10 protein-coding genes are annotated in these 12,775 nt (G+C 70.5%); 5 read left to right on the forward strand and 5 right to left on the reverse strand.

What is annotated here, in order from left to right; genetic code table 11:
* Entirely contained in the window at nucleotides 1–3,093 is a 3,093-nt protein-coding gene (locus AC1ROY_RS22380) for an efflux RND transporter permease subunit (protein ID WP_493151108.1), read from the forward strand.
* 20 nt (nucleotides 3,094–3,113) lie between these two features.
* Here AC1ROY_RS22380 and AC1ROY_RS22385 read toward each other — a convergent pair whose 3' ends face one another.
* The gene (locus tag AC1ROY_RS22385) at nucleotides 3,114–3,443 is read right to left on the reverse strand and encodes a winged helix-turn-helix transcriptional regulator (RefSeq protein ID WP_493151109.1); all 330 of its coding nucleotides are present in this window, start codon (nucleotides 3,441–3,443) and stop codon (nucleotides 3,114–3,116) included.
* A gap of 144 nt (nucleotides 3,444–3,587) precedes the next feature.
* Here AC1ROY_RS22385 and AC1ROY_RS22390 point away from each other — a divergent pair, with 144 nt between their 5' ends.
* Nucleotides 3,588–4,181 carry an FMN-dependent NADH-azoreductase gene (locus tag AC1ROY_RS22390; protein ID WP_493151110.1) on the forward strand — a complete coding sequence of 198 codons (594 nt, stop codon included), beginning with the start codon at nucleotides 3,588–3,590 and terminating at the stop codon, nucleotides 4,179–4,181.
* 35 nt (nucleotides 4,182–4,216) lie between these two features.
* Here the strand turns inward: AC1ROY_RS22390 and AC1ROY_RS22395 are convergent, their stop codons facing one another.
* Nucleotides 4,217–5,521, reverse strand: coding sequence for an NAD(P)/FAD-dependent oxidoreductase (locus tag AC1ROY_RS22395; protein WP_493151111.1), 1,305 nt, complete (start codon nucleotides 5,519–5,521; stop codon nucleotides 4,217–4,219).
* Nucleotides 5,522–5,634: 113 nt separating this feature from the next.
* On the opposite strand from AC1ROY_RS22395, the gene AC1ROY_RS22400 reads away from it, so the two are divergent.
* The 3 genes from AC1ROY_RS22400 (at nucleotide 5,635) to AC1ROY_RS22410 (ending at nucleotide 10,580) form a co-directional block, all read left to right on the forward strand.
* Nucleotides 5,635–6,078, forward strand: coding sequence for a nucleoside deaminase (locus AC1ROY_RS22400; protein WP_493151112.1), 444 nt, complete (start codon nucleotides 5,635–5,637; stop codon nucleotides 6,076–6,078).
* Between the two features lie 131 nt (nucleotides 6,079–6,209).
* A complete protein-coding gene (glsA, locus tag AC1ROY_RS22405; RefSeq protein WP_493151113.1) occupies nucleotides 6,210–7,211 on the forward strand; it encodes a glutaminase A in 1,002 nt (333 codons plus the stop codon).
* 117 nt (nucleotides 7,212–7,328) lie between these two features.
* A complete protein-coding gene (locus AC1ROY_RS22410; protein WP_493151114.1) occupies nucleotides 7,329–10,580 on the forward strand; it encodes a hybrid sensor histidine kinase/response regulator in 3,252 nt (1,083 codons plus the stop codon).
* Nucleotides 10,581–10,584: 4 nt separating this feature from the next.
* Here the strand turns inward: AC1ROY_RS22410 and AC1ROY_RS22415 are convergent, their stop codons facing one another.
* From AC1ROY_RS22415 to AC1ROY_RS22425, 3 genes are all read right to left on the reverse strand, one after another.
* Complete coding sequence (locus AC1ROY_RS22415) at nucleotides 10,585–10,989, reverse strand: VOC family protein (RefSeq protein WP_493151115.1); 405 nt, start codon at nucleotides 10,987–10,989, stop codon at nucleotides 10,585–10,587.
* Nucleotides 10,990–11,068: 79 nt separating this feature from the next.
* Nucleotides 11,069–12,337, reverse strand: a complete 1,269-nt coding sequence (locus AC1ROY_RS22420) for an RNA polymerase sigma factor (protein ID WP_493151116.1) — start codon at nucleotides 12,335–12,337, stop codon at nucleotides 11,069–11,071.
* Entirely contained in the window at nucleotides 12,334–12,705 is a 372-nt protein-coding gene (locus AC1ROY_RS22425) for a YciI family protein (protein ID WP_493151118.1), read from the reverse strand. The genes AC1ROY_RS22420 and AC1ROY_RS22425 overlap by 4 nt, the downstream gene beginning before the upstream one ends.
* Nucleotides 12,706–12,775: the final 70 nt, after the last annotated feature.

The raw sequence follows: 12,775 nt of genomic DNA on the forward strand, positions 1-12,775 counted from the left end.
ATGTCGATCTCCGAGCCCTTCATCCGGCGGCCCATCGCGACGGTGATGCTCTCGGTGGGCCTCGCGCTGGCCGGGATGGTCGCCTATTTCGGCCTGCCGGTGGCGCCGCTGCCGCGCATGGACCTGCCGACCATCGTCGTCTCGGCAAGCCAGCCCGGCGCGGATCCGGCGGTCATGGCCTCCTCGGTCGCGGCGCCGCTGGAGCGGCGGCTGGGCGCCATCGCCGGCGTCTCGGAGATGACGTCCCGCTCCTCGCTCGGCAGCACCTCGGTCGTCGTGCAGTTCGACCTGAACCGCTCGGTCTCCGACGCGGCGAAGGACGTGCAGGCCGCGATCAACGCCGCCGGCACCGACCTGCCCGCCGGCCTGCCCAACCCGCCCACCTTCCGCAAGGCCAACCCCGCCGACGCCCCCATCCTGATCCTGGCCATCACCTCCGACACGCTGGCGCCGGGCGCGGTCTACGACGCGGTGGACAGCATCGTCTCGCCGCGCATCGCCCGGATCGACGGCGTGGCGCAGGTGCAGGTGACCGGCGCCGAGCAGCCGGCCATCCGCATCCAGGTCGACCCCGCGGCGATCGCCTCGGCCGGCATCTCGCTGGAGAACATCCGCAGCACCGTCACCAGCGCCAACATCACCCAGCCGACCGGCCTGATCGACGGCACGGAGCAGGGCGGCGCCATCTCGATCAACGACCGCATCGACCAGGCGCAGGACTACGCCAACCTCATCCTGCGCTCGCAGGACGGGGCGATCATGCGCCTCTCCCACGTCGCTCATGTCGAGCTCGGCGTGCGCGACCGGCGGCAGGGCGGCAGCTACAACGGCCGGCCCGCCGTCATCGCCGTCATCTTCAAGCAGCCCGACGCGAACGTGATCGAGGTGGTGGACAATATCCAGCGCCTCCTGCCCGACCTGCAGCGCTGGCTGCCGAACGGCGTGCACATCCACACCATCCGCGACCGCTCCGAGACCATCCGCGCCAGCGTGGACGAGGTGCAGTACACGCTCGTCATCTCGATCATCCTGGTGGTGCTGGTGGTGGCCGCCTTCCTGCGCCGCAAGGCCGCGGTCTTCGCCGCCGCCATCTCGGTGCCGCTCTCGCTGCTCGGCACGCTCGCGGTGATGTGGCTGCTGGGCTACTCGCTCGACAACCTCTCGCTGATGGCGCTGACCATCTCCGTCGGCTTCGTCGTGGACGACGCCATCGTCATGATCGAGAACATGACCCGCCTGCGGGAGAAGGGCATGCCCGCGATGGCCGCGGCGCTGGAGGGCGCGCGGCAGATCGGCTTCACCGTCGTCTCCATCACGGTCTCGCTGATCGCGGTCTTCATCCCGCTGCTCTTCATGCCGGGGATCGTGGGGCGGATGTTCCGCGAGTTCTCCGTCACCCTGGCCGTGGCCGTCGCCTTCTCGGCGGTCATCTCGCTGACCGTGACGCCCATGGTCGCCGCGCGCATGGCGTCCGACGCGGAGCGCAGGCCGGGCTGGTTCGGCCGCAGCTTCGAATGGGTCATGGACGCGATGATCGCGGGCTACATGTCCAGCCTGAAGGTCGCGCTGCGCTTCCGCGCGATCATGCTGCTCTTCACGGTGAGCCTCGTCGGCCTCACCGTCTGGCTCTACATCATCGTGCCGAAGGACTTCTTCCCGTCGCAGGACACCGGGCTGATCGCCGGCACCGTGCAGGCCGCGCCCGACACCTCCTTCCAGACCATGATGGGCCTGCAGCAGCGGGCGGTGGACATCATCATGGCCGACCCGGCCGTCGCCTCCCTCGGCGTCTCGGTGGGCGGCGGCGGCGGCGGCTCCGGCAGCACGGCCCGCATGTTCATCTCGCTGAAGCCGGAATCCGAGCGGCCCGGAGTCACGGCCGACAACGTGATCAACCGCCTGCGCGCGCCCCTCAACCGCATCCCCGGGGCGCAGACCTTCATGCGCTCCGTGCAGGACATCAACGTGGGCGGCCGCGCCGGCAACGCCTCCTTCCAGTACGCGCTGCTGGCGCCCGACCTCGACGAGCTGCAGACCTGGTCGGAGCGGCTGGTGCGGCAGCTGCGCACCGTGCCGCAGCTCGCCGACGTCTCCTCCGACCAGGAGCGGGCGGGCCTGGTCTCCCGGCTGGTGGTGGACCGCGATGCGGCCTCGCGCCTCGGCCTCAGCATCCAGGCGATCAACCAGTCGCTCAACAACGCCTTCGCGCAGCGGCAGGTGAGCGTGATCTACCGCACGCGCAACCAGTACCGCGTCATCATGGAGATCGATCCGCGGCTGACGGAGGATCCGCGCCAGCTCGACGATATCTACGTGACCGGCCGCAGCGGCCAGGTGCCGCTCAGCGCGGTCACGCGGCTGGAGCGGTCGAGCGCGCCGCTCTCCATCATGCACCAGGGGCAGTTCCCGGCCTCGACCATCACCTTCAACCTCGCCCCCGGCGTGGCGCTGGGCGAAGCAGCAAGCCTCGTCGAGCAGGCGCAGCGCGCGATCGGCATGCCGGCCACGGTGCGCGGGGAGTTCGCCGGCAATGCGCGCGTCTTCCGCTCCTTCCAGACCGGGCAGACGCTGCTGATCATCGCGGCGCTGGTGAGCATCTACCTGGTGCTCGGCATCCTCTACGAGAGCCTGATCCACCCGCTGACCATCATCTCCACCCTGCCGACGGCGGGCATCGGCGCGCTGCTGGCGCTGATCCTGACGGGCACGCCCTTCACGGTGATCGCGCTGATCGGCGTGATCCTGCTGATGGGCATCGTGAAGAAGAACGCCATCATGATGGTGGACTTCGCGCTCCAGCACGAGCGCGAGGGCGGCGAGCCGGGGATGCAGGCCATCCTCGAGGCCTGCCGCGAGCGCTTCCGCCCCATCCTGATGACCACGCTGGCGGCGCTGCTCGGCGCCATCCCGCTGGCGCTCGGCAGCGGTCCCGGCAGCGAGCTGCGCCAGCCGCTCGGCATCGCCATCATCGGCGGGCTGGCGCTGTCGCAGCTGCTGACGCTCTACACGACGCCGGTGGTGTACCTAGCGCTGGAGAGCCTGGCCGGCGGCAGGCGCGAGCGGATCGTGGCGCCGCCGCTGCCGGCAGAGTAGCGCTGGCGTCCGCTCCCGCTTCAGCGGCCGTTGCGGCGGTCGTACGCGGCGCGCGCGGTATCGATGACGGGGATATGCGCCTGCGCCCAGCTCCCCAGCGCCATCACCGGCTCGCGCAGCGAGCGGCCGAGCGGCGTCAGCTCGTATTCCACCCGGGGCGGGATGGTCGGGAAGATCGTGCGCGTCACCATGCCGTCGCGCTCCAGCCCGCGCAGCGTGCGCGTCAGCATCTGCTGCGAGATGCCGTCCACGCTGCGCCGGATCTCGTTGAAGCGCTTCGGGCCGTCGCCGAGCATCACCACCACCAGCACGGTCCACTTGTCGCCGACCCGCGCAAGGATCTGGCTCACCCTGCTGCAGTCCCCATGCGCGGGGTCGGGGCGCCCGGAGGCGGTCACATCCATCTGCCTAAGTCCTGAATTTATGCGTTCTTGGCGGCTTAGCATCGGTCCCATATCCGCTCCTAGTCACAAATCCTGACCGGGACATCCCTTATGAAGCTCCTCCATCTCGACTCCAGCATCCTCGGCACGAACTCCGTCAGCCGGCCCATCGCGGCGGCCGTCGTCGACCGGCTGCGGCAGGCCACGCCCGGCCTGGACGTGGTGACCCGGGACCTCGCCGCCGAGCCGCTGCCGCATCTTTCGCTGGCCAACATGGCGGGCGAGAGCCCGGCCACGGCCGACCAGGCCGCCAGCCAGGCCGTGCTGCAGGAGTTCCTGGAGGCTGATACCGTGGTCATCGGCGCGCCCATGTACAACTTCACGATCTCCAGCCAGCTCAAGGCCTGGCTCGACCGGATCATCGTGGCGGGGAAGACCTTCAGCTACAGCGCCGGGAAGGGCCCCGAGGGCCTGGCCGGCGGCAAGCGGGTGATCGTCGTCATCTCGCGCGGCGGCTTCTACGGGGCGGGGACGCCGGCCGCCGCCGCGGAGCACGCGGAGACCTACCTGCGCCTCGTCCTCGGCTTCATCGGCGTCGCGGATCCGGAGTTCATCGTGGCCGAGGGCGTGCAGATGGGGCCGGACCGGCGGCAGGAGGCGCTGCAGGGCGGGCTGGAGGCGGCAGCGCAGCTCCGCGCGGCCTGAGGCCAGCCGGGAGCATGATCCGTCGGGTCGTGTTCTCAGTGCAGCTTCACGGTGGGCGCCGGCCGTTGCGAGAACAGCGACAGCCAGTAGCGCCACAGCGTCGGCGCCTTCCCGTGCAGCGCGGCCAGGTGCATCTGGTAGAGCGAGCGGTACATCAGCCGCGCGAAGAGCCCCTCGATGAAGAAGCTGCGGCCGACCAGGAAGCCCATCAGGCTGCCCACCGTGCTGTATTCGCCGAGCGAGACCAGCGAGCCGAAGTCGCGATAGACGAAGGGCTTCAGCGGCTTCCCGTCCAGGATACGCTCCATCTGGCCGATCATGTGCGAGGCCATCTGGTGCGCCGCCTGGGCGCGCGGCGGCACCGGCTGGGCCTTGCCCGGCTGCGGGCAGGCCGAGCAGTCGCCGATAGCGAAGACCGCGGGGTCGCGCGTCGTCTGCAATGTCTGCTCCACGACGAGCTGGTTGATGCGGTTGGTCTCCAGCCCGCCGATCTCGTGCAGGAAGTCCGGCCCCTTCACGCCCGCCGCCCAGACGATGAGCTCCGAGGGCAGGAACCCGCCATCGGCCAGCACGATTCCGTCCGAGCGCACCTCGGCGACGCGCGTGCCGACGCGCACCTCCACGCCCAGCTCGCGCAGCAGCCGCATGGTCTCGTCGGCGATGCGCTCCGGCAGGGCGGTGAGGATGCGCGGCGCGGCCTCCACCAGGATGATCCTGACGTCGCGCTCCGGCACGATGCGGTCGAGCCCGTAGGCCACCATGTCGCGGACCGTGCGGTGCAGCTCCGCCGCCAGCTCCGTGCCCGTGGCGCCGGCGCCGATGACCGCGACGTGGAGCTGCCCGGGCCGCACCGGCTCCTCCTGGGCATTGGCGCGCAGGCAGGCGTTGATCAGCCGGCGGTTGAAGCGGGCGGCCTGGTCGGGCGTCTCCAGGGGTATGGCGTATTCGGCCGCGCCGGGCGTGCCGAAATCATTGGTGACGCTGCCGACGGCCATGATGAGCGTGTCGTAGCCGAGGCGGCTCGCCGGCGTGATCTCGCGCCCTTCCTCGTCGAAGGTCGGGCCGAGCTCGATCTCCCTGGTCTCGCGGTCCAGCCCGGTCATCTCGCCGAAGCGGTAGGTGAAATGGTTCCAATGCGCCTGGGCCAGGTAGTTCAGCTCGTGCTGGAAGCGGTCGATCGCACCGGCCGCGACGGCGTGCAGCAGCGGCTTCCAGAGATGCGTCCGCGCGCGCTCGACCAGCGTCACGCTCGCGCGCGAGCTCCGGCCGTACCGGTTGCCGAGCCGCGTGGCCAGTTCCAGCCCGGCCGCGCCCCCGCCGACAATGACGATGCGATGCATGCGGCACCTCCGCGCCAGCACATGGCGTGCGGATGCGCCCCCTGAAAGGTGCCGGGCGCACTGGCCAGCCCTCCCCTCCGCGTTATTCTCGTGCGAATTCGAAGGACACGCCCATGAACCGCATCGACCGGAGCTTCCTGGACGCCGCCATCGCCGAGGCCGCCCGCGGCTTCGAGGAGGGCGGGCTGCCGATCGGCGCCGCGCTGGTCGAGGACGGGGTGCTGCTCGCCACCGGCCGCAACCGGCGGGTCCAGCTGGGCGACCCGATCGCGCATGGCGAGATGGACTGCCTGCGCCTGGCCGGCCGGCGGCGCAGCTACCGCAACACCACGCTCTACACGACCCTCAGCCCCTGCATGATGTGCTCGGGCACCATCGTGCAGTTCAAGATCCCGCGCGTCGTGGTCGGCGAGAACGCCAGCTTCGGCGGCAACGAGGAATTCCTCCGCTCGCATGGAGTCGAGGTGGTCGTCGTGGACGACGCGCAGTGCCGCTCGCTGATGGAGCGGTTCCAGACTGCCTATCCCGAGGTCTGGGCCGAGGACATCATGGAGTAGGCTGCCCGGATCAGAAGCAGATTCAAATCATTGCACGATTTCGTTGCGGAATCGCCATTGACCCGCCTCGCCCTGCGGCACCTAGTCGGCCATCGACAGCCCGGACCCGCCTCCGGGAAAGGAGATGGCGCATGGATCGCCCGGCCTCGCCCCCGGCTTCGACCGCCTTCCTGGAGCTCCGGGAGCTCGCGCAGCGGCTTCACGACCGGCATGCCGCCAATGCCGAGGGCCACCTGCCCGACTATATCCCCGAGCTCGCCAAGGCGGATCCCCGCGGCTTCGGCATCGCGATGGCCCATGCCTCGGGCGAGACGGTCACCGTCGGCGACGCGAGCACGCCCTTCACCATCCAGTCCGTCTCCAAGGCGCTCACCCTGGCGATGCTGCTCGACCTGGTCGGGCGCCAGGAGACCTTCCGCTATGTCGGCGTGGAGCCGAGCGGCGATCCCTTCAACGCCATCATGCTGCACCCCCGCACCAACCGGCCCTTCAACCCAATGGTGAACGCGGGCGCCATCGCGGTGGCGGGCCGGCTGCGCGAGACGCTCGGCCCCGCCGCCTTCCCGCTGATCCAGTCCCGGCTCGGCGAGGCTGCCGGGCGCGAATTGGGGGTGGACGAGGCGGTCTTCGTCTCGGAGCGCGAGACCGGCCACCGCAATCGCGCCATCGGCCACCTGCTGCGGGCCGCCGGAATCTTCGCCGCGCCGGTGGACGAGGTGCTCGACATCTACTTCCGGCAATGCTCCCTGCTGGTCACCGCGACGGACCTGGCCGTGATAGGCGCGACGCTGGCGAATATCGGCACGAACCCCGTGACGCGGCGCGACGTCTTCGGCATCGACGCCGTGCGCGAGACGCTCTCCGTCATGTTCACCTGCGGCATGTATGACGGCGCGGGCGACTGGGCCTGCCGTGTCGGCCTGCCGGCGAAGAGCGGCGTCGGCGGCGGCATCATGGCGGTGGTGAACCGGCAGCTCGGCATCGGCGTCTTCTCGCCGCTGCTGGACGATGCGGGCAATTCGGTGCGCGGCCAGCTCTGCTGCGCGGGCCTCGCCGAGGAGCTCGGCCTGCATGCCTTCGACAGCACCAATTCCGGATCGAGCTTCTTCAGCGGGATGGGTCGTTCCGGATAGCGCGCGCGCAGGGCGGAAATGCACTCTTCCGGTGTTGCGCGAATTCGCCCGCCGATCCAGCTTGTCGCCGCGCCGCCGGAAGAGCGGCGAGATGGCACAAGGGCCCTGGCACCTCGCATGGCGGAAGAACGTCCCGACAGCGCCGACCACGTGTTCCTCTCGAACGGCGGCGAGATGGGGGAGCGCGTGGCCGCGTTCGACTGGGCCGCGACTCCGCTCGGCCCCATCGCCGGCTGGCCGCAGAGCCTGCGCACCACCGTCTCCCTCATGGTGCGTTCGCCGATTCCCAAGGTCCTGCTCTGGGGCCCGGACGGCATCATGCTCTACAACGACGCCTATGCCCGCTTCGCCGGCCGGCGCCACCCGCGGCTGCTGGGCTCGAAGGTGCGCGAGGGCTGGCCCGAGGTCGCCGATTTCAACGACAACGTGATGAAGGTCGGCCTCGCCGGCGGCACCCTGGCCTATGACGACCATGAGCTGATCCTCGACCGCAGCGGCGAGTTCGAGCGGGTCTGGATGAACCTGTACTACTCGCCTGTGCTGGTGGAGAGCGGCCAGCCAGGCGGCGTCATCTGCTACGTCGTCGAGACGACGGAGAGGGTCCGCGCCGCGCGCTGGCTCGCGGACGACCGCGAGCGGCTGCGCCAGATGTTCGAGCAGGCGCCCGGCTTCATTGCGGTGCTGCAGGGCGAGCGGCACGTCTTCGAGCTGGCCAATCCCGCCTATCTTCAGCTCATCGGCGATCGCGAGGTTCTGGGCCTGCCCATCCGTGAGGCGCTGCCGGAGATCGAGGGCCAGGGCTATGTCGAGCTGCTGGACCGAGTCTACGCCACCGGCGAGGCCTATTCGGGCACGGGCCTCGCGGTCCACCTCCAGCGGAGCCCCGGTGCCCCGCCCGAGCTGCGCCATGTGGACGTCGTCTATCAGCCGCTGCGCGACCCGTCCGGTCAGGTGTCCGGCATCTTCGTGCAGGGGATGGACGTCACGGATCGCGTGGCCGCCGAGCGGGCCGCCCGCACCGGCGAGGCGCAGTTCGAGACCTTTGCCCAGTCCATGCCGAACCATGTGTGGACGGGCCGGCCCGGCGGCGAGCTCGACTGGTTCAACGACCGGATCTACGAGTACACGGGCGTGGCCCCCGGCACGCTGGACGGAAGGGGTTGGACCTCCGTCATCCACCCGGACGACCTGCCGGCCGTCGATGCCCGCTGGCAGGCGGCCCTCGCCTCCGGGGAGACCTACGAGGCCCAGTTCCGCCTGCGCCGCGCCGACGGCACCTGGCGCTGGCACAGCGCGCGGGCCATGCCCATCCGCGGCGAGGACGGCCAGGTCGCGCGCTGGATCGGCTCCAACACGGACATCGAGGAGGAGCGCGCCGCCGGCGAGGCGCTGGCCGACCTCGCCGACACGCTGGAGGAGGAGGTCGCCGAGCGCACCGCGGAACGCGACCGCATGTGGCGGCTCTCCACCGACATCATGATCGTGGTGCGCTTCGGCGGCGCCATCGTCGCGGTCAACCCGGCCTGGACCAGCCTGCTCGGCTGGACGGAGCAGGAGGTGCTGGGCCGGCCGCTGCTCGACTTCGTGCATCCCGACGACCAGGCGCGGACCACGACGGAGACCGACCGCCTCATCGCCGGCGCCAGGACCATCGGCTTCGAGAACCGCTTCCGGGTGAAGACGGGCGGCACCTGCATCCTCTCCTGGACCGCGGTGCCCGAGGGCGAGCTCATCCACGGCGTCGGCCGCGACGTGACGGCGGAGCGCGAGGCCGCCGCGGCGCTGAGGGCCTCCGAGGCCGCGCTGCAGCAGTCGCAGAAGATGGAGACGATCGGCAAGCTCACGGGCGGCGTCGCGCACGACTTCAACAACCTGCTGCAGGTCATCTCCGGCAATCTCGAGCTGCTGGCGCGGGAGATCGCGGAGAACGAGCGCGCCAACCGCCTCGTGGGCAACGCGCTGGCCGGCGTCGGCCGCGGCGCCAAGCTCGCGAGCCAGCTGCTGGCCTTCGGCCGCCGGCAGCCGCTGGCGCCCAAGGTGGTGAATATCGGCCGCCTCGTCACCGGCATGGACGACATGCTGCGCCGCGCGCTCGGCGAGACCGTGGAGATCGAGACCATCGTCTCCGGCGGGCTGTGGAACACGATGATCGATCCGACGCAGATCGAGACGGCGCTGCTCAACCTCGCCATCAACGCCCGCGATGCGATGGAGGGCGGCGGCAAGCTGACCATCGAGGCCGGCAACGCCTTCCTCGACGACTATTACGTCCGCCACAACGACGAGGTGGAGCCTGGCCAGTACGTCGTGCTGGCCGTGACCGACACCGGCTCCGGTATGCCGCCCGAGGTGGCGCAGCAGGCCTTCGAGCCCTTCTTCTCGACGAAGGCCGAGGGAAAGGGCACGGGGCTCGGGCTTTCGATGGTCTACGGCTTCGTCAAGCAGTCGGGCGGGCACATCAAGATCTATTCCGAGCTCGGCCACGGCACGACGGTGAAGCTCTACCTCCCGCGCGCCGACCAGCGCGAGGACAGCATGGCCGGCGGCGACTTCGGCCCCGTCACCGGCGGCTCGGAGACCATCCTCGTCGCCGAGGACGACGAGCAGGTGCTGGAGACCACGGTCGCGGTGCTGAGCAATCTCGGCTACCGCGTGCTGAAGGCGCGCGACGCCGCCAGCGCCTTCACGGTGATCGAGAGCGGCATCCGGGTGGACCTGCTCTTCACCGACGTGGTCATGCCGGGCCCGATGAAAAGCCCGGAACTGGCGCGCAAGGCGCGCGAGCGGCAGCCGGACATCGCGGTGATCTTCACCTCCGGCTACACCGACAACGCCATCGTCCATGGCGGGCGGCTCGATCCCGGCGTGGAGCTGCTGTCCAAGCCCTACACGCTCGACGCGCTGGCGCGGAAGGTGCGCCAGGTGCTGTCGAGCCGGGCGCCGCGGCGCCCGGAGCCGGCCTTCCGGGCGCCGCCGCCGCAGGAGGCGCCCAGGAACGACCGGCTGCGGATCCTGCTGGTGGAGGACGACCTCATCATCCGCATGAGCACGGCCGAGCTCGTCCGCAAGCTCGGCCACGAGGTGCTGGAGGCCGGCGACAGCCGGCAGGCGCTGGCGGTCATCGACAAGGGCACGCCGCTCGACGTGCTATTCACCGATATCGGCCTGCCCGGGATGCAGGGCACGGAGCTCGCCGCCCGGGTGCGGGAGGCGCGGCCGGAGATCGGGATCATCTTCGCGACCGGCTACAACGAGCGCCCCGCCATGGCCGGCCAGCCCGGCGTGCACCTCCTGAGCAAGCCCTATGGCAGCGCGGAGATCGCGCGGCTGCTGCAGTCGGTCCAGGCGACGCGGAAGCAGCGGGGCTGACGTCTCAGGCGTGCGAGGCGAGGCTCCAGAGGACGCCGAAGGGGTCCCTGAGCTGGCCATAGCGGTCGCCCCAGAACTGCAGCTCCAGCGGCATGACCACCACCATGCCCGCGTCCACCGCGCGCTTCCACCAGGCATCCACGTCCTCGACCTGGAGGTGCAGCGTCGTGCCCTGGTGCTCCTTCAGCGGATGGCCGTGCTCGGGCCAGGGGTCGCTCATCATGACCGAGCCGCCGTTGATGTAGAGGTGCACATGCATGGTGCGGCCGCTCTCGTCGGGCGGCATGGCGCCGGCCATCTCGGCGCCGAGGGCCTTCTGGTAGAATTCCGCGGCCTTCATGGCGCCGCCGATCATCAGATAGGGCGTCACGCCGCCCTTCACTTCCGGCAGCTTGGGCGCATCGTTCATGGTGTTCTCCTCTCGCGTGTCCGGGCTTCGTCCGCCCTGTCCCAAGGACGTGGGGAGGCTTCGCGATCCGACACCGGGTTCACGAATCTTTCGTCAGATGGTCGAGGTGCATGCGGATATGCGCAGCCTCGGCGACCGTGCCGGCCAGCGCGATGGCCCGGCCGAAGGCGGTGCGCGCCTCGTCGATCCGGCCGAGCTCGCGCAGCAGCGCGCCCTGGAGGCCATGGAAGGGGAAGTAGCCGGCGAGGCGGTCGCCCAGCGGCTCCACCATCTCGAGCGCGGCCGCGGCGCCGCGCGTCTTGGATACCGCGACGGCGCGGTTGAGCGTCACCACAGGCGAGGGCTGCATGCGCTCCAGCGTGGCGTAGAGGAGGTCGATCTGCGCCCAGTCCGTCTCCTCCGGCCGGGCCGCGCGGGCATGCAGCGCGGCGATAGCGGCCTGGACCTGGTAGGGCGCGGGCGCGCGGTGGCGCATCGCCTTGTCGATGAGCGCGAGGCCCTCGGCGATCATGGCCTGATTCCAGAGGCTGCGGTCCTGGTCCTCCAGTAGGATCACGTTGCCCCTGGCGTCGAAGCGGGCCGGCGTTCGCGCGTGCTGGAGCAGGAGTAGCGCGGTCAGGCCCATGACCTCGGGCTCGTTGGAGAACATCCGCAGCAGCAGGCGCGCGAGGCGGATGGCCTCGCCGGCCAGGGCCGCGCGGTCGCGCTCGGCGCCGGCGCCGGCGCTGAGTGCAACCGCGCCAGCGGCGGAATAGCCCTCGTTGAAGATGAGGTAGACCATGGTCGCGACGGCATCGAGGCGCTCGGCGCGCTCGACCGCCCCCGGCGTCTCGAAGGGCAGCGCGGCGGCAGCGATGCGCGCCTTGGCGCGGGTGATGCGCTGCTCCATCGCCGCCTCGCCGACCAGGAAGGCGCGGGCGATCTCGCGCACCGGCACGCCGGAGACGATGCGCAGCGCGAGCGGGATCTGCTGGGCCAGCGTCAGCGCCGGATGGCAGCAGATGAAGAGCAGGCGAAGCACGTCGTCGCGGTAGTCGGATTCGTCCAGCCGCTCGGCCAGCGGGGATTCGGCATCCTCCAGGTCGGAGAGGCGGTCCTCCTCCGGCAGCGGCGCCTCGCGCGCCTGCCGCCGCTTGCCGTCGATCGCGATGTTGCGGGCGACCATGATCAGCCAGGCCGTGGGGTCGCGCGGCGGGCCGTTCACCGGCCAGTGCTTCAGCGCCCGGAGCGAGGCCTCCTGGAAGGCCTCCTCGGCCGTGTCCAGGTCGCGGAAATGGCGCAGCAGCGCGCCCACCGCCTTGGGGCGGGCCGAGACCAGCGCGGCTTCGATCCAGGCGAGGTCGGTCACCCGACGGGACCTCCCGGCCGGAAGATCGCGAGCGGCCGGATCTCGAAGGCGCCGGCCGAGGAGCTGGCGGCGGCCAGCTCCCTCGCCGTCTCCAGCGCCTGGTCGAGATCGGCGCAATCGACGATGTAGAAGCCGAGCAGCTGTTCCTTGGTCTCGGCGAAGGGCCCGTCGATGACGAGCTGCTCGCGCCCCTTGCGCAAGGTGGTGGCCGAGGTCGTGGGCAGCAGCCGCGCGACGGGACCGAGGCGGCCCTGCTGCGTCAGCTTGTCCACCACCACGCCGAGGCGCGCCATGGCGGCGGCTTCCTCCTCCTTGGTCCAGGACCAGACGACGTCCTCGGAATCGTAGCAGAGAATGGCGTAGAGCATGCGGCGCGGGCCTCCCGGTCCCTAGGACGGATGAGGATGCCTTGTGCCGACATCGGCCTCGCGAAAAAAG

The sequence above is a fragment of the Roseococcus sp. GW821-FHT12F05 genome, from assembly GCF_058806835.1.